Source organism: Rhizobium sp. SG2393 (assembly GCF_042610495.1).
Lineage (GTDB): Bacteria > Pseudomonadota > Alphaproteobacteria > Rhizobiales > Rhizobiaceae > RU20A.
The window spans coordinates 1,703,082-1,727,119 of record NZ_JBHGAP010000001.1; the positions used below are offsets into that span (position 1 = coordinate 1,703,082).

Annotated in this window: 22 protein-coding genes, 1 tRNA gene and 1 pseudogene; 11 read left to right on the forward strand and 13 right to left on the reverse strand. The window is 64.5% G+C overall.

From position 1 onward, the window contains the following. Positions 1-2 precede the first annotated feature (2 nt). The 5 genes from ACED18_RS08060 to ACED18_RS08080 form a co-directional block, all read right to left on the reverse strand. Complete coding sequence (locus ACED18_RS08060; protein ID WP_377290714.1) at positions 3-803, reverse strand: ABC transporter permease; 801 nt, start codon at positions 801-803, stop codon at positions 3-5. Further along, entirely contained in the window at positions 796-1,722 is a 927-nt protein-coding gene (locus ACED18_RS08065) for an ABC transporter permease (RefSeq protein WP_377290716.1), read from the reverse strand. Before ACED18_RS08065 ends, ACED18_RS08060 begins: the two co-directional genes overlap by 8 nt. A gap of 1 nt (position 1,723) precedes the next feature. After that, a complete protein-coding gene (locus ACED18_RS08070) occupies positions 1,724-2,824 on the reverse strand; it encodes an ABC transporter ATP-binding protein (RefSeq protein WP_377290718.1) in 1,101 nt (366 codons plus the stop codon). Between the two features lie 112 nt (positions 2,825-2,936). Then, complete coding sequence (locus ACED18_RS08075) at positions 2,937-4,610, reverse strand: amidohydrolase (RefSeq protein WP_377290720.1); 1,674 nt, start codon at positions 4,608-4,610, stop codon at positions 2,937-2,939. Between the two features lie 46 nt (positions 4,611-4,656). Next, complete coding sequence (locus ACED18_RS08080) at positions 4,657-7,569, reverse strand: aminotransferase (protein WP_377290722.1); 2,913 nt, start codon at positions 7,567-7,569, stop codon at positions 4,657-4,659. Between the two features lie 270 nt (positions 7,570-7,839). Between ACED18_RS08080 and ACED18_RS08085 the strand changes: the two genes are divergently transcribed. The 4 genes and pseudogenes from ACED18_RS08085 (at position 7,840) to ACED18_RS08100 (ending at position 11,542) form a co-directional block, all read left to right on the forward strand. Then, the gene (locus tag ACED18_RS08085) at positions 7,840-8,655 is read left to right on the forward strand and encodes a glycosyltransferase family 2 protein (RefSeq protein WP_377290724.1); all 816 of its coding nucleotides are present in this window, start codon (positions 7,840-7,842) and stop codon (positions 8,653-8,655) included. Then, positions 8,655-8,945: pseudogene (locus ACED18_RS08090) on the forward strand (lipid-A-disaccharide synthase N-terminal domain-containing protein); the annotation flags it as partial. The gene ACED18_RS08085 and the pseudogene ACED18_RS08090, both read left to right, overlap by 1 nt. A gap of 27 nt (positions 8,946-8,972) precedes the next feature. Then, positions 8,973-10,451, forward strand: a complete 1,479-nt coding sequence (locus tag ACED18_RS08095; protein WP_377291117.1) for an ArnT family glycosyltransferase — start codon at positions 8,973-8,975, stop codon at positions 10,449-10,451. Positions 10,452-10,687: 236 nt separating this feature from the next. Continuing rightward, positions 10,688-11,542, forward strand: a complete 855-nt coding sequence (locus ACED18_RS08100) for a phosphatase PAP2 family protein (RefSeq protein ID WP_377290726.1) — start codon at positions 10,688-10,690, stop codon at positions 11,540-11,542. A 148-nt stretch (positions 11,543-11,690) separates the two neighbouring features. Here the strand turns inward: ACED18_RS08100 and ACED18_RS08105 are convergent. The 3 genes from ACED18_RS08105 to ACED18_RS08115 form a co-directional block, all read right to left on the reverse strand. Continuing rightward, positions 11,691-11,767, reverse strand: a tRNA-Met gene (locus ACED18_RS08105). Between the two features lie 209 nt (positions 11,768-11,976). Next, a complete protein-coding gene (gene mnmA / locus ACED18_RS08110; protein ID WP_377290728.1) occupies positions 11,977-13,173 on the reverse strand; it encodes a tRNA 2-thiouridine(34) synthase MnmA in 1,197 nt (398 codons plus the stop codon). Positions 13,174-13,408: 235 nt separating this feature from the next. Further along, on the reverse strand, positions 13,409-14,146 hold the full coding sequence (locus tag ACED18_RS08115; RefSeq protein ID WP_377290730.1) for a helix-turn-helix transcriptional regulator: 738 nt from the start codon (positions 14,144-14,146) through the stop codon (positions 13,409-13,411). Positions 14,147-14,549: 403 nt separating this feature from the next. Between ACED18_RS08115 and ACED18_RS08120 the strand changes: the two genes are divergently transcribed. Together ACED18_RS08120 and ACED18_RS08125 are read left to right on the forward strand one after the other, a co-directional pair. Further along, on the forward strand, positions 14,550-14,825 hold the full coding sequence (locus ACED18_RS08120) for a DUF1153 domain-containing protein (RefSeq protein ID WP_018327815.1): 276 nt from the start codon (positions 14,550-14,552) through the stop codon (positions 14,823-14,825). A 280-nt stretch (positions 14,826-15,105) separates the two neighbouring features. Beyond that, positions 15,106-15,387 (forward strand): GNAT family N-acetyltransferase, encoded by a 282-nt coding sequence (locus tag ACED18_RS08125; protein WP_377290733.1) that lies wholly within the window; start codon positions 15,106-15,108, stop codon positions 15,385-15,387. A gap of 121 nt (positions 15,388-15,508) precedes the next feature. On the opposite strand, the gene ACED18_RS08130 is transcribed toward ACED18_RS08125, so the two are convergent. Continuing rightward, on the reverse strand, positions 15,509-15,859 hold the full coding sequence (locus ACED18_RS08130) for a flagellar export protein FliJ (RefSeq protein ID WP_377290735.1): 351 nt from the start codon (positions 15,857-15,859) through the stop codon (positions 15,509-15,511). Between the two features lie 445 nt (positions 15,860-16,304). On the opposite strand from ACED18_RS08130, the gene ctrA reads away from it, so the two are divergent. Next, the gene (ctrA, locus tag ACED18_RS08135; protein WP_377290737.1) at positions 16,305-17,006 is read left to right on the forward strand and encodes a response regulator transcription factor CtrA; all 702 of its coding nucleotides are present in this window, start codon (positions 16,305-16,307) and stop codon (positions 17,004-17,006) included. A 192-nt stretch (positions 17,007-17,198) separates the two neighbouring features. Here ctrA and ACED18_RS08140 read toward each other — a convergent pair whose 3' ends face one another. Together ACED18_RS08140 and chpT are read right to left on the reverse strand one after the other, a co-directional pair. Beyond that, on the reverse strand, positions 17,199-17,561 hold the full coding sequence (locus tag ACED18_RS08140) for a PleD family two-component system response regulator (protein ID WP_377290739.1): 363 nt from the start codon (positions 17,559-17,561) through the stop codon (positions 17,199-17,201). 96 nt (positions 17,562-17,657) lie between these two features. Next, complete coding sequence (gene chpT / locus ACED18_RS08145; protein ID WP_377291119.1) at positions 17,658-18,302, reverse strand: histidine phosphotransferase ChpT; 645 nt, start codon at positions 18,300-18,302, stop codon at positions 17,658-17,660. A 182-nt stretch (positions 18,303-18,484) separates the two neighbouring features. Here chpT and ACED18_RS08150 point away from each other — a divergent pair, with 182 nt between their 5' ends. Further along, positions 18,485-19,102 carry a DUF1134 domain-containing protein gene (locus ACED18_RS08150; RefSeq protein ID WP_377290741.1) on the forward strand — a complete coding sequence of 206 codons (618 nt, stop codon included), beginning with the start codon at positions 18,485-18,487 and terminating at the stop codon, positions 19,100-19,102. A 226-nt stretch (positions 19,103-19,328) separates the two neighbouring features. Beyond that, complete coding sequence (locus ACED18_RS08155) at positions 19,329-20,549, forward strand: hypothetical protein (protein ID WP_377290743.1); 1,221 nt, start codon at positions 19,329-19,331, stop codon at positions 20,547-20,549. A 3-nt stretch (positions 20,550-20,552) separates the two neighbouring features. On the opposite strand, the gene ACED18_RS08160 is transcribed toward ACED18_RS08155, so the two are convergent. Both ACED18_RS08160 and ACED18_RS08165 read right to left on the reverse strand, forming a co-directional pair. After that, entirely contained in the window at positions 20,553-21,380 is an 828-nt protein-coding gene (locus ACED18_RS08160; protein WP_377290745.1) for a TrmH family RNA methyltransferase, read from the reverse strand. A 14-nt stretch (positions 21,381-21,394) separates the two neighbouring features. Next, the gene (locus ACED18_RS08165; RefSeq protein ID WP_377290747.1) at positions 21,395-21,778 is read right to left on the reverse strand and encodes a hypothetical protein; all 384 of its coding nucleotides are present in this window, start codon (positions 21,776-21,778) and stop codon (positions 21,395-21,397) included. A gap of 34 nt (positions 21,779-21,812) precedes the next feature. Between ACED18_RS08165 and ACED18_RS08170 the strand changes: the two genes are divergently transcribed. Both ACED18_RS08170 and rpoH read left to right on the forward strand, forming a co-directional pair. Then, entirely contained in the window at positions 21,813-22,844 is a 1,032-nt protein-coding gene (locus ACED18_RS08170; protein ID WP_377290749.1) for an RluA family pseudouridine synthase, read from the forward strand. Positions 22,845-23,085: 241 nt separating this feature from the next. Continuing rightward, a complete protein-coding gene (gene rpoH / locus ACED18_RS08175) occupies positions 23,086-23,994 on the forward strand; it encodes an RNA polymerase sigma factor RpoH (RefSeq protein WP_377290751.1) in 909 nt (302 codons plus the stop codon). Positions 23,995-24,038: the final 44 nt, after the last annotated feature.

Genomic DNA, 24,038 nt, shown 5'->3' on the forward strand with positions numbered 1-24,038 from the left:
GTTCAGGCGCGCTTGCGGTTGACGAAGAAGAAGACGGTGACGATGGCGATCGAGATCAGCAGGAAGACGGCCGAGATCGCGTTCATCTCCGGGGTAATGGCGCGGCGCATCTGGCCGAGCATGTAGGTGGGCAGCGTGTCCTGCCCGCCCGACTTCACGAAATTGGTGATGACGACATCGTCGAGCGAGATCACGAAGGCCAGCATGAAGCCGGCGAGAATGCCGGGCCAGAGCAGCGGCAGCGTCACGTAGCGGAAGGCGTTCCAGGGCGTCGCATAGAGATCGGCCGCCGCGCGTTCGAGAGTCAGATCCATGCTCTCGAGACGCGCCCGGATCGGCAGGTAGGCGAAGGGCACGCAGAACGCCGTATGCGCGACGATCAGATAGGCAAGCCCGTCATAGCCGGTCCAGATCTTGACGCGGGAGAAGAAGATCAGGAGCGCCACGGCGGTGACGATCTCGGGGATCATCAGCGGCTGATTGATGAAGGCATATTTGAAGGTCAGGCCCGGATAGGGCTCGGTGCGCGTCGTCGCCAGCGCCGCCATGGTCGCCGCAATCGTCGCCACCACGGCGGCAACGCCCGCGATCTGCAGGGACCGCAGCGAGGCGTCGATCACCGCGCTGTTGTCCAGCGCCTTTTCGAACCAGTGCAGCGAGAAGCCTTCCCAGACGCTGAGGCTGTCGCCGGCATTGAAGGCGAAGACCACGAGCACGGCGATGGGCAGGTAGAGCGCGAAGAACACGATCATCGCGATCGTCGTGAAGCCGGTCTGCCGGCGGATGTCGAAGCGCCTAGCCATGCTTGACCCCCGAGGAGCCGGCATTGCGGACATAGGCGAGCAGCGCCACCATGACGATCAGCATCAGCGCGATCGACAGCGCCGAGCCGAGCGGCCAGTTGCGGCCTGCGCCGAACTGCAGCTCGATCAGGTTGCCGATCATCAGGTTCTTGCCGCCACCGAGGATGGAGGGCGTCACATAGGCGCCGAGCGAAGGGATGAAGACGAGGATGGAGCCGGCGATCATACCGGGCTTCACGAGCGGAATGATGATCTTGGTGAGCACCCGGAACGGCGTCGCATAGAGATCGTAGCCCGCCTCGATCAGTCGGAAATCGAGCTTTTCCATGCTGGCATAGAGCGGCAGCACCATCAGCGGCAGATAGACATAGACCATGCCGGCAAGGATCGCGCCATCAGTGAAGAGCATCTGCAAGGGCTGGTCGATCAGGCCGAACTTCAAAAGCAGCGTGTTGATCAGTCCCTCGTTGCGGATCACGACGAGCATGGCGAGCGTGCGGATGAGCAGGTTCGTCCAGAACGGGATGGTGATGAGGAACAGCCAGAGCTCGCGCGTCCGCTCCGAGCGCGTCGCGATGAAATAGGCGGTGGGGAAGCCGACGATCAGGGTCACCACCGTCGTCATCAGCGAGAGTTTGATCGAGCGCCAGAAGATCGTCAGATGCGCATCCGCGATCGTCAGCGTGTCGTCGAAGATGTCGCGCTGGAGGACGACGCCGACCCAGCCCTCGGTGGAAAACCCCCATTTCACGTCGCCGTAATCGCCGGGCGTCAGGAAGGAATAGACCAGCACGATGAAGAGCGGGCCGATGGCCGCAAAGAGGATGATCAGGAGGGCAGGTGTCGAGAGCAGCCAGCGTGAGCGGATGTCCCGCCGGCGCTCGGCCTCGATCAGGGAAAGGGCGTCGCGCTCGGCCATGTCAGTTCCTCAGGACCCGGGCCGCACCCGGCTCGAAGACGACGTTGACCGGCTCGCCCGTCTCGAACCGGCCATGCTGGTGCACCCTGTTCTGGCTGCGCACGATGAAGGTCTCCCCGCCATCGAGACGCACATGGTAATGCGTGTCCGTGCCGAAATAGACGACGTTTGACACCGTGCCCTGAAGCGAGGGAGCGATGATCACCCGGTCCGGCCGCGACAGGCTGGCATGTTCCGGCCGAACCACGACGGTCGCGGCCTCGCCGGCCGACAGGCCCGGCGCAGCGGATGCCTTGAGCCGCAGCCCGCCGGCAAGCTCCACCTCGGCACCGCCCTCGCCCGGCTGGATGACCCTGGCGGCGAGGAAATTCGTCTCGCCGATGAAGTCGGCGACGAAGCGGTCGGCCGGCCGGTCGTAGATGTCGTGCGGCGAGCCGACCTGCAGGATCTTGCCCGACGACATGACCGCGATGCGGTCCGACATGGTCAGCGCTTCTTCCTGGTCGTGCGTCACGAAGATGAAGGTGATGCCGGTCTCGGCCTGCAGGCGCTTCAGCTCGATCTGCATTTCCTTGCGCAGCTTGTAGTCCAGCGCCGAGAGCGGCTCGTCGAGCAGCAGAACCTTCGGCTGCGGGGCAAGCGCACGGGCAAGCGCCACGCGCTGCTGCTGGCCACCGGAAATCTGGCTGGTGCGCCGCCCGGCCAGATGCTCCATGCGCACCAGCTTCAGCATCTCGGACACCCGCGCGGTCATCTCGGCCTTGGGCCGGCCGAGCATCTGCAGGCCGAAGCCGATATTCTCGGCCACCGTCATATGCGGGAAAAGCGCGTAGTTCTGGAAAACCGTGTTGATCGGCCGCTTGTAAGGCGGCATGGCGGCGATGTTTTCGCCAGCCAGAACGATCTCTCCGCTGGAGGGAAATTCAAAACCGGCGATCAGCCGGAGAAGGGTGGTCTTGCCGCAGCCCGAAGGCCCGAGCAGCGTGAAGAACTCGTTTTCACGGATCGCCACACTGACATGATCGACGGCGGCGACGGCATATTCTCCAAAGCCGAAGACCTTGGAAACACTTTTGATTTCGACTGCGTTGCGTTCCGGCATGATGCCCGTCTGCTCTTGTTCCCCGCCCGGCTCACGACCGGATCTTGAGGGCTAGGGGAGCACAGCCCCTTGTCATTGACAATGGGGCTGCGAGAAAAACGAGCAAGAATCTTCACTGCTGCGAAAATGTCACGCGGCCGCCGCAGATCGTCATGGCGGGCTTGACGGTGCCGAGCCGGGAGGGATCGACAGCCTCGACGTCCTGGTCGAGAATGACGATGTCGGCGAAGAAGCCCGGCTTCAGCCGGCCGTTGCGATCCTCGGTAAAGCCGGCATAGGCGCCTTCGGCCGTATAGGCCTCGATCGCCTCCGAAAGCGTAAAACTCTGATCGGGATTGCCGGCCGCCCAGGGCGTGCGGGTGACCGCCGTCTGGATGCCGAGCAGCGGGTCTATGGGGGAGACGGGCCAGTCGGATGCAAAGCAGATGCGCGCGCCGGCATTCTTCAGCGTTCGCCAGGCGTAGCTCACCGGCCAGCGGGCCTCGCCAATGATATCGACCGTCGGCGCCAACGGCACGCCCGTGAAGCCCGGAACATGCGGAGGTTGCATGGATGCGATGACGCCGAGCGCGGCGAAACGCTTGATGTCGTCGGGGTGGACGACCTCGATATGCTCGACACGATGGCGGCTGTCGCGCGCGCCGTTGGCCTGCCGCGCCGCCTCGTAACCGTCGAGAACCGCCCGCACCGCCCCGTCGCCAATGGCGTGAACGGCGATTTGCAGGCCGCGCCTGTCCGCCTCGATGGCGAGTTCCTTGAAGCGCTCAGGCTGGAAAAGCGGCTCGACGGTCGCGTCGGGATTGTCGGCATAGGGCTCGACCATCACCGCCGTCCAGCTGTCGAGAACGCCATCGTAGAAGAACTTGACGGTACCGGACTTCAACCATTCGCTGTTGTAGCGCTCGCGCATCGTCACCGCCTTGTCGAGCATGGCGGTGTCCATGAAATTCTTGAAGTGGAAGGGCACCATCACCCGGCAGGGCAGCCCGCCATCGGCCTTTTCCACGGCCGAAAGAAGTTCCAGCTGGTAGAGATTGCCGTCCATGCACTGGATGGTCGTAATGCCGTGCCGGGCGCAATAGTTCAGCCCACGGCGCATGACATCCATGTCGATGGCGAATTCCGCCTCGGTCGGATAGGGGTTCGGCTCGCCGCCGGTGGCAAGACCCAGCCGGTAGCGGCTGAAGCCGCCGGCGATCTGCACGGGATCGAAGGCCTGCATCTCCCGCAGCTCCCCGGTCGCCAGCCCGTCCTCGCCCATGACGATCTCGTTGCCGGGGCCGACATCGCGGCCGTGCAGGATGCCCGAAAGTTCCAGCGCCTTGGTATTGGCCCAGCCCGTGTGATGGTCGGGGGCAAACAGCGCGATCGGCCGGTCGGCCAGGATGGCATCCAGGTGATGGCGGGTCAGCCGCTCCTTTTCGCCAAGGATCGGATAATCGGTGCCCTGGCCGAAGATCATGCTGTCGCCCGGTCGCGCCGCGGCATAGTCGAGCACCGCCGCCTTCAGCGCATCGAAGCCGCGCAGGCCGGAGAGCTGCAGATGATCGAGCTCGGCGGCACCGGAAAACAGGTGCATGTGATTTTCGGAAAAGCCCGGCAGAACGGACCCGCCAGCCGCATCGATACGGCGCGTGTCCGGCCCGGCCAGCGCCTCGATCTCGGCGGTCGTGCCGACAGCGAGAATGCGCCCGCCGGCAAGCGCGATCGCGTCGGCGCGCGGCTTGTCAGGGTCCATGGTCAGAAGCTTGCCGTTCAGGATGATCGTATCGGCCTGGGTGCTCATCATCGCTCCAGATGTCTGTGGGAAAAAAGAAAGTGCGGGCGGGCGCCTACCAGCCTTCGGCCAGCACGCGCTCGAGCATATCGACGAAGAAGTCCGCGCTCTCCTTGGCAAGGCAGAGCGGCGGCTTGATCTTCAGCACGTTGAGATGATCGCCGGTCGGCTGCATGATGACGCCGAGGTCGAGCAGGCGGTCGCAAATCGCCGCCGTCTCCTCCGTTGCCGGCTCCAGCGTCTCGCGGTCGCGCACGAATTCGAGGCCGAGATAAAGCCCCATGCCATGCACCGTGCCGACCAGCGGGAAACGCTGGCCGAGCGCTTCGAGCCGGGCCTTCAGATAATCGCCGACCTCGCGCGCATTCTCGACCAGCCGCTCGTCGCGCAGCACGTCCAGCACCGTCATGCCGATCACCGCCGAAACCGGGCTGCCACCGGACGAGGAGAAGAAATAGCCTTCCCGCTCCAGCGCATCGGCAATCTTGCGGCTGGTGATGACGGCGCCAAGCGGATGGCCGTTGCCCATGCCCTTGGCGACCGTGATGATATCGGGCACCACGCCCTGCTGCTCGAAGCCCCAGAAGGAATGGCCAAGACGGCCGTAGCCCACCTGTACCTCGTCGGCGATGCAGACGCCGCCCTTGCTCCGCACGGCCTCGTAGATCGCCGGCAGGTAACCCTCCGGCAGCGAAATGCCGCCGGCATTGCCGTAGACGGGCTCGCAGATGAAGCCCGCCAGCCGGTCGCCCAGTTCTTCGATCTTCGCCAGCGCATCTTCCGTGTAGCGCCGGCCGGCATCGGCCCCGCGATACTTGCCGCGATAAAGGTTGGGCGAGGTCACGGGATGCACCCAGTCCGGCCGCGTCGTCAGCGCCTGCGGATTGTCGGCAATGGAAGTGGAGACGGCATCGCTCGCCACCGTCCAGCCGTGATAGGCCTCCAGCAGCGAGACGATGTTGCGCCGGCCTGACGCCGCCCACGCAAGACGAACCGCGAGATCGACGGCCTCCGACCCGCTGTTGACGAGGAAGACAGTATCGAGCCCCTCGGGCGCAAGACCCGCGAGCCGCTCGGAAAACTCCGCAACCGCGGCATAGTGGAAGCGGGAATTGGTGTTGAGCATCGACCACTGCCGGCCCACGGCGGCCGCGAGACGCGGATGGCCGTGGCCGATCGTCGTGACATTGTTGACCATGTCGAGGAAGCTGCGGCCCTCGACATCGAACATGTGCTCGCGCAGGCCGCGCTCGATCTGCGGCGGCTTGCGGTAATAGTTCTTCTGCGGCCGGGCGAAGTGGCGCTGGCGCCGCTCCAGCAGGTTTTCGTTGCCGGGGGCCGGCGCATCGCAATCGAAACCGAGCACAAGCGCGGGCGACGGCGCAATCCGTTTCCAGGCCGCCGCCCGCGACGGGCGCGTCAGAAGCGGCGGCACCAGATCGGCCTCGCGCGATAGCGCAAGGCGCACCATGCCCTGCCCCCCGCCGTCATCCTCCGTCGCCGCGATGGCGGAGCCCGCCGTCACCGGGCCCTCAGCCGCCGTGCGCATGCGTCCCGACAGGTGGAGCGCGAGATCCGGCCCCGTCAGAACGATGCCATCGTCGCGAAACGCAATTGTCCCGTCGAAGGGCGCCACAAACAGCGTATCGACCGGCAGCGAGAGCATGATGTGCAGCGCAAAGGTCTCCGGCGCATGCGGCAGGATAGGCGCGGTGCGCGTCAGACGATATTCGCCGTAGCGCGTCGCGGCATGGCCGGTGCGGCGCGCGGCAGCATCCAGCAGTTCCTCCTCGATGCGCGGGGCAAGAAAATCGGCAGCCTCGAAGGCGGTGGAGGTCGTGGAAAGGTCGATGGTCTGCACGGCGGCCGGATCAAGGCTCGGGATCAGCGAGGCGACCGACGGCAGCGGCGCGGCAGCGACACCCGCGACCTGCAGGATCGCCGCTTCCATCAGCGCCATCGGGACGGAATTGGCGACATCGAAGATCAGCCGCTCATGGTCGATATTGCCGGCGACATAGTCATTGTCGGGATCAACGGCGAGTTGCCGCTCGCTGGAGGCGACCAGCACGGTGGCGCGTGCCACGATGAGCGGCCAGAGCGCCTTCAGTTCCTCCACCGTCAATGGCAGGCGGGCGTGATAGGCCGCAATCGCCGGCAGGATGGCGAAAGGATCGCCATCGGCGTGGTGCAGCAGCGCCGCGCAGGTGACGGCGAGATCGGCGACCAGCCAGCCGTTCAGGATATCGCCAAAATCGATGACGCCCTCCGGCACGAGCCGGCCGGATTTTTCTCGCCGGGCCACGACATTGTCATCCGTCACGTCGTGGTGAACCGCCTGCACCCGCAAGGCAGCACTGAGGGGCTGCAATCGCCGCATGGCCGCGACCAGAGGATCGGCCAGCCGCCGCTTGCGCTGCGGGTCCGGCAGCGACGACAGGAGATGCAGCGCCACCGGCCCGGCCCGGCGCAGGTCCCATTGGAGCGCGCGATCAAGGCCGGGATGCGTGAAGTCGGCAAGCGCCAGCGACAGCTCCGCCGCCAGGGCGCCGAGTGCGGCGATCGTCTCCTCGCCCAGATGCATACGCCGCGTCAGCGGCTCGCCGTCAAGATAGGTCAGCAGCCGCAACAGGCAGAGTTCGCCACGGATGTCGAGTTCGACGATATCGCGTCCATCGACCGAAAGAAGCGGCGTCGGCACGGCAGGCGCGCCGCTGCGCGCGCCGATATGGCGCATGGCCGCATTCTGCGCGTCGAGCGCCTGAAAGCCGTAATCGGCATGGCAGACCTTGAGGACGAAACGCCGCCCATCCTCGGTTTCCACACGGAAATTGCGATCCTGCTGGCTGCCAAGCTCGACAATCCGGCCCCGCACACCAAACACACCGTCGAGAATGACAGCCGCGTCTTCCATCGTCACTGCCGGGCGCGCGCGCTCCGCCTGATCGAGAAAGCCCTGCTCCGTCATGATGGTGTCCCCGAGAATCGCCGTCCTGACTGGTATAAAGCATGTCGTGCAAAAGTTTGCAGCGGCCTCGACGCGGGTTTTTCGCCAAAACAAGCGCTTGACCGGCAAGGCCATTTTCGGGCGTTCCGCCGGCCTGCAGCGGTGCCGGGGGTGACATCGGTGCGCCCATCGCCTCGCCGGTATCGAAATCTGAAGAAAGGCTTCACGGTGTCATCAATTCGTTGTGATCAGGCGCAATAAGGGTCTGATACCCAGCAAACCGGCCGGCCCATGCTTCAGAACCTGATCTTTCCCGAACGCGCCGCGCCGCGCCTTTCGGTCGTCATCCCTGCTCGCAACGAGGCGGAGAACATCGTCGCTCTCGTTGAAGCGATCGATGCGGCCCTGGTGCTGGAAAGCCCGTTCGAGATCATCGTCGTGGACGACGCGTCCACCGACGACAGCCTTGCGCGACTGAGCGCCCTTGCCGCGCGCCTGCCGCATCTCGTTGTCTTGTCGCACGACATGCGCGGCGGCCAGAGTGCGGCGGTCCATACCGGCGTGCAGGCCGCGCGCGGCCCGATCGTTCTCACGCTCGACGGCGACGGCCAGAACCCGCCGGGCGAACTGCCGAAGCTCGCAGCCCCCCTGCTGGCCGACCGCGACGGCACGATCGGCCTTGTGGCCGGGCAGCGCGTTGGCCGCAAGGACACGCTGTCGAAACGCCTCGCATCGCGCTTTGCCAACGGCATCCGCGCCCGCGTGCTTGCCGATGGCACCCGCGACACCGGCTGCGGCCTCAAGGGTTTTCGCCGCGACGCCTTCCTCGCGCTTCCCTATTTCGACCATATGCACCGCTATCTCCCCGCGCTCTTTTCCCGGGATGGCTGGCGGGTCGTGCATGTCGATGTCACCCACCGGCCGCGCGTCGCCGGCCGCTCCAACTATTCGAACCTCCAGCGCGGCCTTGTCGGCATCGTCGATCTCGCGGCCGTCGCCTGGCTCATCCGTCGCCGCAAGAAGGCGCGCGGCGCGGTGATCGCCAGCACCGGCACCGCATCCCAGGTGCAGCCCAGGGCGATCAACAGCCCGGAGCCCGCGCTGTGATGCAGACGCTGATGTCGTGGCTGCACGTCACATCCCGCAGCGAGCTCCTGTGGGTCGCCTTCGGCTTCGTGGCACAGCTCATGTTCACCGGCCGCTTCCTCGTGCAATGGCTGGCATCGGAAAAGGCGCGCAAATCCGTCATGCCCGTCGCCTTCTGGTATTTCTCGATTGCCGGCGGCTCCATGCTGCTGGCCTACGCCATCAAGCGCGGCGACCCCGTCTTCATCTTCGGTCAGGCGCTGGGTGTTTTCATCTATGCCCGCAATCTCTGGCTCATCCACCGCGAGCGCCCCCGCAAGCCGGCCACGCTCTCGGCCATGGCGGCGCCCGCGACATTTGCAAAGCTGCACAGCGAGGCCGGCTGGCTGCCCGCAGCACTCGGCATTGTCGGCGCGATCACGCTGCTGCGCATCCTGGTGCTTGGCTTCGACAACCGCGATCTCTTCGTGGACGAAGCGCAATACTGGCTTTGGGGCCAGCACCTGGAACTCGGCTATTATTCGAAGCCACCGCTGATTGCCTGGGCGATTGCCGCCTTCACCACCCTCGGCGGCAGCGATGCGCCCTTCTGGGTCCGCCTGCCCGGTCCGCTTTGCCACGCCGCGACGGCGCTCATCCTCGCAGCCCTGGCCGCCCGCCATGCCGGCCGCAGGGCCGCGCTGTGGACGGCGCTTGCCTACATCACCCTGCCGATGGTCGGCCTCGGCAGCCTTGTGATCTCTACCGACACGATCATGGCGCCCTTCTTCGCCGCCGCCCTGCTTTTCCACGATCGTCTGCTGGCTGAGGGCCGGGCACGCGATGCGATCTTGACCGGACTGATGATCGGGCTTGCCTGTCTTGCCAAATATGCCGGCCTTTACGTGCTGGTCGGCATCGGTCTTTCAGCCCTTCTCGACCGGCGCCTGCGCCCGACCGCCGTCAATGGCGCGCTGATCCTCGTCTGCCTGCTGGCCGTCCTGTCGCCGAACCTCGTCTGGAACGCCCTGAACCACGGCGAGACGCTGTCGCATACCGCCGACAATATCGGCTGGGTCCGCCAATCCTCGCCCTTCGCGGGCTTCGGCCTTGATGGCCTGCTCGAATTCCTCGGCAGCCAGTTCGGCGTCTTCGGTCCGGGCCTGATGATCGCGCTGATCCTCGCCCTCATCCACGGCCTCCGCCGCAGCGGCAAGACGGGCGCTGCAACGCCGGCACCGGCACAGCTTGCCTATTTCGTCTGGCCGATCCTCCTCATCGTCTCCCTGCAGGCACTGATGGACAAGGCCTATGCCAACTGGGCAGCCGGCGCCTATCTGGCGGGAACGCTGATCGCCCTTTCCGTGCTTGCCGCCGCTCCCCGCCTGCGCACCATCGCGATCGGCATCAATGCCGGCGCCTGTCTCGTCCTGCTCGCCATGACCGTCATGCCGGGGGCTGGCCTTGCCGGCAACGCGTTTACCGCGCGCTATCTCGGCCGCGCCGCCATGAGCGAGACACTGATCAACCTCGCGCGCCGCGAGGGGGCCGTCGCGATCGTGTCCGACAACCGGGATATCCTCGCAGACCTCTTCTACACCGGCCGGCAGACGACAGACATCGCCTTCTATGCCCGACTGTCCGAAGCGGGCGTCCGAAATCACTACGAACTCAGCTATCCCCTGCCCGCCGGCATCGCAGGCCCCGTTCTTCTCGTCACCGAGAACCCGCCGGCCTGCGCAGGACGACCCCTGGCCATCGACACGGCAGGCGGCGCCTACGCGCGCCGCAACATGGCCGCCTATCGCACCGATGCAGCCTGCGCCGGACGCCCCTGAGAGCGTGGACGGGCCGGGCACGGCGATGCGCGGAGTGCTCCGCAGAGCCGTTCAGCTTCGTGTCAGCCGCAACCGCCATGACGGAACCGTCGGGGGCACGACAGGGCGGATCGGCGGCTAAGCCGTGATCAATCCCAAAAGCAGGCCGGGATGATGCAAAGCGTCACTCGTATTTCATCAAGATGTCATGAACTGACATCATTCGTCATATGATCGATTTCTGAGACACGGCGCCCATGACATTCCAGTCACAGACCTATGCCCCGCAGCACGAACCGCGCGACACATCTTCGACCCCCACGTCGATCAAGACCTGCGTTGCCGTGACCATCTGCCTGTCGCTGCTCTTCATCGCGCTTCCCGCGCTGGATCGAACGGTCACCGGCCTCTTCTACGTGCCCGGCATCGGCTTCCCGGCCCGCGGTGTGCACGCGCTCCAGCAGTTGCGCGCCATCGGCCAATATGTGCCCATGGCCTTTGCGATGGCCATGATACTCGCCGTCATCCTGAAGATCGCCTACCCCTCACGGCCAATCCTCTTTCCGCCGCGCTTTACGGTGTTCTTCGCAAGCCTCTACCTCATCGGCCCGGGCCTTATCATCAACTGTATCCTGAAACCCTTCTGGGACCGCCCCCGTCCGGTAGACACGATCAATTTCGGCGGTCGGTTCAATTTCGTGGATGCTTGGAGCATGGGCGAGACGTTCTTCTCAAACCGCTCCTTCGCCTCTGGCGAAGCCGCAGCCATCGTCTGCCTCATTCCGCTCGCCTTCTTTGTACATCCGGCGTGGCGCCGCAGCGTTTCAACACTGCTCATCGCCTTCGCCGTCGCCATCTGCGCCAACCGCGTCGCCTTCGGCGCCCACTTCCTCTCCGACGTCCTGATCGCCAGCGCCCTCATGGCCACCCTGACCGCCATCCTCTGGCAGGCCCTGTTCGGCCGCAACGCCCCGAGCGACGAGGACGTCGATCAGGCGCTGAGCACGGTCGGGTATCGGATGCGGGCAAGCGTAAAGGCGGTGGGTGAGGCGGCGTGGCAGCTGACATGGGCAATTTGGCGCATGGCAGCGAATAAACGCGAGCTTCGCTGAGCCGCATCCCTCGCTCAGCGAGCGACTTGGAACACAGCCTCTCGGCCGCCCCATGCCACAAGCGACAATCCGTAAACGGCGTTCCAGCTCGAAACGCCGCGGAGCTTCCGTCTGCTACAAGGTCTCAGCACGCGTATGGGATAATGGATGGTAGCGGAGGAGGGATTCGAACCCCCGACACAAGGATTATGATTCCTCTGCTCTAACCTACTGAGCTACTCCGCCGGGCGGTCACGGGAAAAAACCGTGCCAGCGGGGCGGCTTATAGGTCGGCGGCTCGGGTGGTGTCAACATCGCGCCGCCACTTTTTTGAGGATCGGCGCAAGCTTCCCGCGCGAAAGGAAAGATGGCCGTCGCCTGGTCCGTCGCAGGCATCTGCCCATGGGTTCCAGGCCGCCCTGGCAGGCCGCTGGAGCGCTTCGGACGCACAGTGCTCAGGCGGCCGCCGGCTGGGCGAGGATCGCCTTCAGCGCGTCCTCTGCGCCCTTCTCACGCTCGGAGCGACGGATGAAGCCGCCGCCATAGACGCGGGCGTCTTCGCCGGTGCCGGAATAGAGCACGCAGGCCTGGCCCGCCGCGATGCCGGCTTCGCCTTCGGCCAGTTCCACATAAAGGCCTTCACCGTCGCTGGCGAGAATGGCAGGCGCCGGCTGGCGGGTGGAACGCACCTTTGCGAAACAGTCGAAGCCGCCCTCAGCCGCAGCCTCGATCGGGCCATCGCCCAGCCAGTTGAGGTCGCGCAGATACACGCGGCGTGTTTCCAGCGCCTCCTTCGGCCCGACAATCACCCGGCGCGAACGCGCATCGAGATAGACGACGTAGAGCGGTTCGCCGGTCGCGATACCGATCCCGCGGCGCTGGCCGATCGTATAGTGCAGGATGCCCTCGTGGCGACCGAGCACGCGGCCGTCGAGATGCACGATCTCGCCGGCGAGCGAGGCGTCCGGCTTCAGCTTTGCGACGATGTCGCTGTACTTGCCCTGCGGCACGAAGCAGATGTCCTGGCTGTCGGCCTTCGCCGCAACCACGAGGCCCATCTCTTCGGCAAGCGCCCGGGTCTCGGCTTTCGTCAGGTGTCCAAGGGGAAAGCGCAGGTAATCGACCTGGTCCTGCGTGGTCGCAAAGAGGAAATAGCTCTGGTCACGCTCGGCATCGGCCGGCCGGTAGAGCGCGCGCCGGCCGGGCATGCCGCTGCCCGGCACCGGGCGCGAGCGGATATAGTGGCCGGTCGCCAGCGCATCCGCGCCGAGATCGCGCGCGGTCGCCAGAAGATCGGCGAACTTGACCGTCTGGTTGCACGCGATGCAGGGCACAGGCGTTTCACCCGCCACATAGCTCTCGGCGAAGGGATTGATCACCTGCTCGCGGAACCGCTGTTCGTAGTCGAGGACGTAGTGCGGAATGCCGAGCGTTTCGCAGACCCGGCGGGCATCGTCGATGTCCTGGCCCGCGCAGCACGAACCGGCCCGGTGCACCGCCGCGCCATGATCGTAGAGCTGCAGCGTAATGCCGAGCACGTCGTAGCCTTCCCGCTTCAGCAGGCCCGCAACCACGGAGGAATCGACGCCGCCGGACATGGCGACGACGACGCGCGTGTCCTCTGGCTTTCTGTCGAAATCGAGACTGTTCACGACGAACTTCCGCTTCCTGTGCCGTGCCCCGGCCAAGCGATCGGCGGCGACAGCCTTGGCCTTCATCATGGGCGAGAGGCGTTCTTTCCACACCGTCGCTGGGCAGCCGGTCGGCACCGAAGGCCTTGAGGCACCGCGCCAGCGTCGGGGTCCGCCTGCGGCCGGCCCCTCGCCCATATAGAAAGTTGCGCGGCAAGGAACAAGCCCGCGACCGCGCGACACTCCGCGCCGCGGATCAGAGAAGCTTGAGCCGGATTGCCCGGGCAATGGCCTGCATGCGGTTGACGGCGCCAAGCTTGCGCATCGCCGTCTTGAAGTAGCTGGAAACCGTGTAGGCGGAAATGCCGAGGATGATGGCGATCTCGTCGCTGCTCTTGCCGGCCGCCGCCCAGCGCAGACATTCGATTTCGCGCATGGAAAGCTTCTCGCTGGAAACGGCCCGGCTCGCAATGGCCCGCTCGTAGCGATCCATGATCTGCAACAGCGAGAAATAGATCCCCGGCACCTCCTCGGGCTCGGGATAGGCGCGGCTGCCGGCCAGGGTGATGATGAAACCCTGGTCGTCGGCAGACGGCATCATCACGGCAAACACCGTCTCGATCTTCAGGCCCCTCAAAACGCCATGGAGACCGCAATCCTGGCTCCGCTCGGCCGGCAGCAGCAGTGCAGCGTCCCCATAAACGGGCAGGCGGGTCTGGCGCACGCGCGCAAGAACCTGGCTCGCAACGAAGGCATTGGCCTGGTCGTACTGGCGCACGAGCTCCGTTGGCCAGTTCGAGAGCACAAGGCGATCCTGAAATCTCTGAACATCGGTGGAGGGCGGCCGAGCAACCATGAAATGCGAAAAACCGGCCTCTCCCGTCACCTGACGCAGAAGCCTGAGAATTTCATAGTCGGTCTGTATCGCACCCTTGGAGTCCCCGGCTGCGTTCGAATTGCCCCCCGGCAAGGGGGGCAGCATGTCATTGATCATGGCGAAGTTCCAATCGCCGGTCCGTAGACCGCCCCTAGCCCCGTTATATCTGCACTGGAACACCGCACGGATGCCTGATCGCGCAAATATTGTGCACGCACACCCCCAGTTGAAAATGGAAGAACGGCCGCAGCCCTTTCCGTTTCATCTGCCTTGGTACAGCAACGTTTGCCGACGACACCGGGATGCAAGTCCCGAATGACCTTTGTTTAGCTTTTCACCTTAGCACCATCACGGAAGGATCCCCATTCGCAGAATTCGCGATGGGATTGATCAGCAAAGCAACAAAACGGGTCACCTCCCTCGATAAGCAGCAACGCAAGTGCCGCCTTCGCTTAGGCAAATGTTAAAAGGTGGGGCTCTAGAGTGGGGGCAATGGTCTTGTGTGTATGTAGAGAGTCCAATGACCGAAATGATTCGACCCCGCGTGAAATATGTCATCGGCCCGGATGGCAGCCCCCTGACGATTGCCGATCTGCCGCCGGCCAACACGCGGCGCTGGGTAATCCGTCGCAAGGCTGAAGTCGTGGCTGCTGTCCGCGGCGGCCTGCTGAGCCTGGAAGAAGCCTGCGAACGCTACACGCTGACCGTAGAAGAATTCCTCTCCTGGCAGTCCTCCATCAACGATCACGGTCTCGCCGGCCTGCGCACCACCCGCATCCAGCAGTATCGTCACTAGACGCCCCGATCTGAAAGACACCGTGCCGGGACGGCCATCGGCCAGACCCGGTCTTGTGCGCGTGCGGGGCGCAGGCGTCGACCATTCGCCTGCCCCGCCGCCAGATGCCGGCCCCTCGCCTGCCAGCACGTGTGCGCCACAGGTGCCGCACCGGATGCCAGGTCATCCGGCCGCCCATGCGCCGCTCGGCATTCGCCCCTTGAGACCGCCTCCCCTCATCTTACATTGTGCATCGGCGCCGCACGGCGTTCAGGGCACGGGAGCGAGGAGCGAAGCGTCAATGGATATCCACACGAACGAAGACGGCGCCCATGGGCGCTACAGCGTGACGGTCGATGGCCATGAGGCCGAAATGACCTATTCGCGCACATCGCCGCATCTCATCATCATCGACCACACGGGCGTGCCCGATGCCTTGCGCGGCAAGGGCGTCGGCCAGGCACTTGCCCAGCACGCGGTCGAGGCCGCACGCGCCGGCGGCTGGAAGATCATGCCGCTCTGCCCCTTCATGCGCGCGCAGATGCAGCGTCATCCCGAATGGCAGGACGTCGCCAACAGCTGAACCTGCCCTAACCCGCCGACAGGGCAAGCGCACGCAGGCACCCTCCGCACGGACCCGGCCGGGTCCGTGCGGAGGGTGCCTCGTCAAAGGCAGGGTCAGAGCGCTCTGCCCGTCACGCGCCTCAGGCGCGCAACCGAACCGAGCTGTCGCGCTCTTCCAGTGCCGCCGCCTTCTGGAATTCGGCCTTCACCTCTTCCAGTGCGATTTCGGCCGCGTCCTGCTGGACCTTCAATTCGCGGATCGACACCTGCAAATTGTCGGCACGCTGGCGCGCCGCCTTTGCAAAGGTCGGATAGGCGAAATGGGACGGGTCGGTAATGCCGGACTTTTTCTCTTCGATAGCGATCTGGCTCTCCAGATCTTTCGCCATCCGTTCGAATTCGGCCATCATCATCTGAAGCTGGTTCAGCTGACGCTGCTTTTCCTTCACCTGAAATTCCTTCAGGCGGGTTAGGCTCTCACGTGACTTCATACGCAATACTCCGTGGATAGCGAGACCCCGGTTTCTGTAACCCGAGCGCGGGTTTCATCCCGCCGCGGACCCGAATGCGATTTTTTTCCACCGGCCTTAATCAAATCCTACCGGCGGTAACCTTTCGTTTACGGGCATCGTTAATCATAGGGGTGATGATTTAAGGCTCAGTAAATCACCGACCGAAATTTATCGGGGGTATCGATTTGATGAGTCGGTTGAATCACTTAATCGCATTTGCTCACGTCGAACATGAAGGTCGGCAATTCGGATTCCTGTTTGTTTTCAGAGGACTGCGAAAAAAAATTAACAAGCTCGATACACCTTGCCAGAGGGAATCAGAATTTGTTAACCATTTCGTGGCAGCCTCCAAATCAGGACATAACTGGATCCGTATCGCGTTGTGGGCGAGCTCGACCTTGCGGCGGCGGAATAGGGGATAATTATGCGGGTTCTACTGATCGAAGATGATAGCGCGACGGCACAGAGCATCGAACTGATGCTGAAGTCGGAGAGCTTCAATGTCTACACCACCGATCTGGGTGAGGAAGGCGTCGATCTCGGGAAGCTCTATGATTACGACATCATCCTTCTCGATCTCAATCTTCCGGATATGTCAGGCTACGAGGTGCTGCGCACGCTGCGTCTTTCCAAGGTGAAGACGCCGATCCTCATCCTCTCCGGCATGGCCGGCATCGAGGACAAGGTGCGCGGTCTTGGCTTCGGTGCCGACGACTACATGACGAAGCCCTTCCACAAGGACGAGCTGGTGGCCCGCATCCACGCGATCGTCCGCCGTTCCAAGGGCCATGCCCAGTCCGTCATCGCCACCGGCGATCTGGTGGTCAACCTGGATGCCAAGACTGTCGAAGTCGGCGGCCAGCGCGTGCACCTGACGGGCAAGGAATACCAGATGCTCGAGCTGCTTTCGCTGCGCAAGGGCACCACGCTCACCAAGGAAATGTTCCTCAACCACCTCTATGGCGGCATGGATGAGCCGGAACTGAAGATCATCGACGTCTTCATCTGCAAGCTGCGCAAGAAGCTCGCCAACGCCGCCGGCGGCGCCAACTACATCGAAACGGTCTGGGGCCGCGGCTATGTTCTGCGCGAGCCCGACAGCAGCGAGTATCAGGAAACCGCCTGATGCTGCGCATCGGCCTGACATCGGGCCATTGATCCGAATGAGACTGCTCGACCCGCCGGAGACGGCGGGTTTTGCGTTTGGATCCGCTACGCAGGCGCATCCTCCCCGCCCCTCACCATAGCGGCGTGCGGAAAACGAAAAAGGCGCCGCGCGGGAGCGCAACGCCTTCGATCTGAAATCAGGAAAACCGTGTCAGGCGGCGATTGCCTGGCTGGCAAAGACGCTGGTCAGGATCTTGCGGTCGAAGGGCTTCAGGAGGAAGTCGTCGGCCCCGGCGCGCTTGCCGGCCATCATCTTCTTCAGGTCGGCCTCGATCACGCAATAATAGATCTTCACCGCCTTCCCGCCTTCCATGAGGCGAACATTGGAAATCAGGTCCAGAGCGCCATCGAGCGCCGCGTCCACGATCAGGATATCCGGCATTTCGGCTTCGCAGCGGGCAAGTGCTTCGAGCCCGCTCTGCGATTCCGCGACCAGAAAGCCGATGCCGGTCAGAATACGCCGGCCCACCTTGCGAACCACATCCGATTCATCTGCAATCATCAAACGCCGCATACGCACTCCTTCTCCCTTCGCCACTCCGGGAAGGGAACCCGACAGGAGGTTAGTTTAGCGGTGGTTTGACAAACAAAGGGTTACCGGCGCAAAAATTCAGTCGCTCATTTTCGCGGTAAAGACGATCGCCTCACCCGTTGATACAACGTCAACGCTCATACCGGCCTCGTCGGCGAGCAGGACGGCGTAGTAGGGCTGGATCGAATGGGCATCGATCGCTTCTTCGACGGTGCCGTTCAGAAGCTCGACCAGCTTCGGCGGCACGCGCATCAGCCGGCCCGTTGCCGTCAGCGTGAAATGCGCCGCATTTTCCGGATCTTCCAGCTTCACCTCGATGGAGCCGCCACGCGGGATGGCACCATAGGCGATGAGGAAGAGATTGAGCAGCAGCTTGACCCGGTTCTTGGCGATGATGGCACGCGGACCGACCCAGGTGACCTCGGTCTTCTTCTCGGCAGCGGCAAAATCCTTCGCAGCCTTCTCCGCCTCGCCCGTATCGATGGAAGCGCCGACCGAGCCGGACGCACCGAAGGCGAGACGGGCAAACTTCAGACGGGCGGAGGCATTGATGGCGCTGGCGCGGATCAGATCCATCGCCTCGGCATCTGCACCGCCCTCGTCGAGCAGTTCCAGGCCGTTGTTGATGGCGCCGACCGGAGAGATGATGTCGTGGCAGACGCGGCTGCACAGCAGCGAGGCGAGATCGGGACCGGTAAGGGTCAGGTTCGGATTCTTGGTCATCATGTCGTCCTCGATGGGGTCAGCGCGATCAACGCGTCCCGTAAAGCGCCGCTTCGACGGGCGCGATAGCCCGGACCCGGCGCGCGGAGCGTACCGTTTCACCCGTCATAATGACACCACATTTGGTAAACCGATTGTTAAGACGATGGGTTCAAAGTGCGGGAAATGACGCGAACCGACCCATGGAGGAAACGATGCGCGCCCTTTCGAAAGCCCTGAGGACGGCCGCCCTTGTCACCGCTCTTGCCTTCGGCGCCACGCTGGCCGCGCCGGGCCTGACGCTCGCCCCGGCATCAGCCCAGAGCCGCACTGGCGGCGCGCAATATTCCATGCAGGAGATCATCGACGCCGGCCACGGCTTCTTCGGCTCCACCTCCGGCGGCCTTGCCAAGGTCGTGGAACGCGCCTTCCAGCAATATGGCCTGCCGAACGGCTACATTCTCGGCCAGGAAGGCTCGGGCGCCTTCGTCGCCGGCCTGACCTATGGCGAAGGCCAGCTCTACACCAAGAATGCCGGCCAGCATGACGTCTACTGGCAGGGCCCCTCCCTCGGCCTTGATGTCGGCGGACAGGGCAGCCGCGCGATGATGCTGGTCTACAACCTTCCGAGCGTGCCGGCCCTCTACAAGCGCTTCGGCGGCGTCAACGGCTCGGCCTATGTGGTCGCCGGCGTCGGCATGACGGTGCTGACGGATGACAATATTGTGGTCGTACCGATCCGGACCGGCATCGGCGCCCGCCTCGGTGTCAGCGTCGGCTATTTGAAGCTGACCCAGCAGCCCACCTGGAACCCCTTCTGACACCCGTAGGCCTCCCGCCGCAAAGCGGATATCGGGGAACCAAGTCTCGTCATCCCGGTTGGAACCCCGACGGGGATGAACAGTTACCGCACCGGGCGCGTGATGCCGGCCGTGGCGGATCGCAAGGTGTCCCGGAACGGGAATGCGGATACGTGACGGGCGAATAATTCGGCCCTATAGTGCGTTTGACCCATGATGGGACCAGAAAGACGGATCGGCCGACCCCGTGATCGAATTTGTTCTGTTGTATTCGCTGGGTTTCCTGTCGGCAGGCCTTCTGGCCCTGCTGGTGGCGCCGGTTATCCAGCGCCGCGTCGTGCGCTTTGCCGAAGACCGCCTCAAGGCGACCATGCCGATTTCACCCGCCGAAGTCCGCGCCCAGAAGGACGCCGTGCGCGCGGCCGCCGCCGCCGAGCAGGCCAAGACCCTCATCGACCTGCGCAAGGAACGCGACCGTGGCGTCGCATTGATGGTGAAAAGCGAGACGCTCGCCGGCGAACTGAAGCGTACCACGGACGAAAATCGCGACCTGCAGGCCCAGATCGCCCGCATGAGCGACGAAGCGGCCGACATGCGCGTAGCGCTGAAGGATCAGGAAAAACGCGTCGAGCGCCTCAAGGAAGCCCTCGACAAGGCGGAGGAGGATGGCGCGGCCAAGGCCGAGGAAGTCCGCACCCTGCTGCGCCAGATCGACCTCATCTCAGCCGACATCGACAGGCTGCGCGAGGAAATCGGCGCGCGCGACAGCGAGATCGACAGCCTGAAAAGCCGCAATGCCGGCCTGCGCGACGAGCGCGAGGTGGCCCGCGAGGAGCTGAAGACCGAGACCGCCAAGGCCCGCGCCATCGAACTGCAACTCACCCGCGACGAGACCCGGCTGCGTCAGCTGGAAAGCCGTCTGGAATATGAAAGCTCTTCGCAAACCGACAAGGACGTCTTGCTCGAACGGCGCGCGAAGGAAATCGACCGGCTGAAATCCAAGCTCAAGGACGCCAATGGCGAAGTCCGCGAGGCCATGCGTGCGCTGCGCCTTGCCGGGATCAAGATGGATCGCCCCGCGCCGCCGACCGAGGACGAAACAGGAAACGGAGAAAAGCGGCCATCCCGCCTCGCCGCGAGGCGGGCAGCCGACGTCGCGTCCTTGACGCCGCAGGCGGAGCAGGCCGAAGAGCAGAACTTCGACATCGCCGGCCTGACGGAAGAGACCCGCAATCGCGCCACCGCACTGTCCGAGCGCCTGGCCAACACCCGCAAGGCGAATGGCCACGACGAGGCGCTGCGGTCGGAACTGGCCGATGTCGCCGCCGCCATGGTGGCGATCACGGCCCGGCGCGAAGGTCCGACCTCGCCGATCCATGGCCTCATCGCCGCCGGGCGCCAGGAAAAGCCCTCGGCCCGCCGCAGCCTGGCCCGCCGCGTCGCCGATATCCTGCCGCCGGAAAAATGAGCCTCAGATGAGCCCGTTCAGCGCCGCCGCGTGATGCAGTGCGATTCCCGCCGCCGTCGCGACATTCAGGCTGTCGAGGCCGGGCTTCTGGCGGATGCGAAGCGTAGGCAGAGCCGCCATCAGATCCGGCGGCAGCCCCTCCCCCTCCGTGCCCATGACGAGCGCCGTCCGCGCCGAGGGCTTCAGATCCTGCAGCGCCAGTTCCCCACGCGGCGACAGGCCGAACAGGCTGAAGCCGGCCGCCGTCAGGGCCGACAGCATGCCGGTTGCCGAGCCTCCACGCACCTGCGGCACCGTCAGCACCGAGCCGACCGAGACACGCAGCGCCTTACGGTAGAAGGGATCGCAGCACGTCTCGTCGAGCAGAACGGCCGCGGCGCCGAAGGCAGCGGCATTGCGAAAAAGCGAACCCATATTGTCGTGATTGGAAATGCCGACGGCTGCCAGCACCAGTGCGCGCTCCGGCAGGCGCGCGAGCACCGTTTCGAGCGAGGGCAGACCGCCGCGCCGGCCGATCGCCATCACGCCGCGATGCATGTCGAACCCGGCGATGGCGTTGAAGACGGCACGGTCGGCCACGTAGACCGGCACCTCCGGCCCGAAACGGTCGAGGAGCGGCATCACGCCGCTCAACCGGTTTTCGAGCAGCAGCACCGCCTCCGCCACGATGCCATCGCCGCGCGCATGCTGGGCGGCCAGCAGCGAGAGTACCACCGTACCCTCCGCAATGAAGCGGCCCTCGCGGCCTGCCAGATCCCGTTCCTTCACCGACACGAAGGCCGCGATGCGCGGATCGACGGGATCGGTGATGCGCAGCACCGGGGCCGGCATGGCGGGCGCGCCCGTCAGTTGGTGGTGACGCGCACGTCGGCCACGACGCGACCGGCGGCGATGTCGTAGACGATCGCCTTGCGCTCGCCATCCGTGGTGCGGCCCCAGAACAGAAGCTGCCCGTTGGCAAGGCTGACGTTTTCAATGGTGAAGCCGACCGGCAATGCCGCCACGGCCGAAACCGGCGCATCGCTCGGCACCAGCCCCTGCCCGGCCACGGCCGGGGCGGCGGGCTTGCCCTGCGTGACCTTGTAGACAATCGTCGCCAGCACGGCCATAAGCATCAGCAGCATGACGCCGCCCGAGGCGAGTTGAAGCTTCACCATCTTGCGGCGCACATTTTCCATGGCCGGATCAAGCGGCTTATCTTCCTGGTCTTCGGGTTCGACGGCGGACATCAAGAGACCTTCCAAGCGTGAATGAGTGCGGTAAATGAGCGACCCGTTTAACCAAGAGCCGACAGATAGGAAAGTCCTTATCGCCGGAGAGGACGCCGAAGGTCGCCTCGATGCCTGGCTCGCCGCCCATCTGGAGGGTGCCTATTCGCGCAGCCGCATCAAGGCGCTGATCGAGGAAGGCGCCGTCACCGTGGCAGGCCAGCCCACCAAGGAGCCGAAACGCAAGGTAAAACCGGGCGACGAGATCGCCATCATCGTGCCGCCGGCCGAAGATCCCGAGCCGAAGGGCGAGGACATTCCGCTCGACGTGCTCTACGAGGACGATGACCTGATCGTGATCGCCAAGCCGCCGGGCCTCGTCGTGCATCCGGCCGCCGGCAACTGGACCGGCACCCTCGTCAACGCCCTCATCCACCATTGCGGCGACAGCCTGTCGGGCATTGGCGGCGTCAAGCGCCCCGGCATCGTCCACCGCCTCGACAAGGATACCAGCGGCGTCATGGTGGTGGCCAAGAACGACCACGCCCACCGCCATCTCTCAGACCAGTTCGCCGACCACGGCCGCACCGGCCCGCTGGAACGCGCCTACATGGCGCTGGTCTGGGGCCGTCCCCGCACGCTGCGCGGCACCATCGACGCCCCGCTCGGCCGGGCAACCAGCGACCGCACCAAGCGTGCCGTGGTGCGCGAGACCAATGACGACGCGCGCGAGGCGATCACGCACTACGAGGTGATCGAGCGCTTCCTCGAGCAGCCGGATGCCACCGCGATGGCATCGCTCGTCGAATGCCGGCTGGAAACCGGCCGCACCCACCAGATCCGCGTCCACATGGCCCATCTCGGCCATCCCCTGATTGGCGATCCCGATTACGGCGCCGCCTTCAAGACCAAGGCGAACCGCCTGCCCGATACCGCGCGCCACGCCGTGGAGCGCTTCCGCCGCCAGGCGCTGCACGCCTATCTGCTCGCCTTCGAGCACCCGGCAAGCGGCGAGACCCTGCACTTCGAGGCCCCGATCCCGGAGGATTTCGAGAGGCTTCTGGATACCTTCCGCGAGGTGGAATGAGAGGCAGTCTCGTCAGTCCTGGCGAGACGACCGCCGCTATCCCTTGAAACGGCCGTCACCGCGCCCGATCTGAGATCCATCAGAAGATGAACAATTTGTAAGGTCGTTTCGCCCTGCCGGGCAAACTGGCCATCTTGAATCATGTTTGCCGCATTCTTATCTCTGCTGTCGGGCGGAGTCTGTGAACCGCCCGAACCCGCGTCTGCCGCATGGAGACCGGGACAGGAGAAAGGGGTGCTTCATGGCCCGCAATACATTGCCCAGCATTACCGCCGGTGAAGGCGGTCTCAACCGGTATCTCGACGAGATCCGCAAGTTTCCCATGCTCGAACCGCAGGAAGAGTACATGCTCGCCAAGCGGTACCAGGAGCATGACGACCGAAAGGCAGCCCACAAGCTGGTGACGAGCCACCTGCGTCTCGTGGCGAAGATCGCCATGGGCTACCGCGGCTACGGCCTGCCGATCGGCGAAGTCGTCTCCGAAGGCAATGTCGGCCTGATGCAGGCGGTCAAGAAGTTCGAGCCCGATCGCGGCTTCCGCCTCGCCACCTACGCTATGTGGTGGATCAAGGCGGCCATCCAGGAATATATCCTGCGCTCCTGGTCGCTGGTGAAGATGGGCACGACCGCCAACCAGAAACGCCTGTTCTTCAACCTGCGTCGCCTCAAGGGCAAGATCCAGGCGCTGGATGAAGGCGACCTGAAGCCCGAGCACGTCAAGGAAATCGCCACCACCCTCAAGGTCTCCGAGGAGGAAGTGATTTCCATGAACCGCCGCCTGTCCGGCGACGCCTCGCTCAACGCGCCGATCAAGGCCAGCGAAGGTGACAGCGGGCAGTGGCAGGACTGGCTGGTCGACGACCACGACAACCAGGAAGACATGCTCATCGAGCAGGACGAGCTGGAAAACCGCCGCGGCATGCTCGGCAACGCGCTGAAGGTGCTGAACGATCGCGAACGCCGCATCTTCGAGGCCCGCCGCCTTCGCGAGGACCCGGTGACGCTGGAAGACCTCTCGGCCGAATTCGACATCAGCCGCGAGCGCGTCCGCCAGATCGAGGTCCGCGCCTTCGAAAAGGTTCAGGACGCCGTGCAGAAGGCCGCACTTGCCCAGGCGCAGGCCCTGCGCGTCGTGGCAGAGGACGCGTAAAGCCGCTCTCCCTCACGAAAGATAAAAGAAGGCCCTCCGGCAGG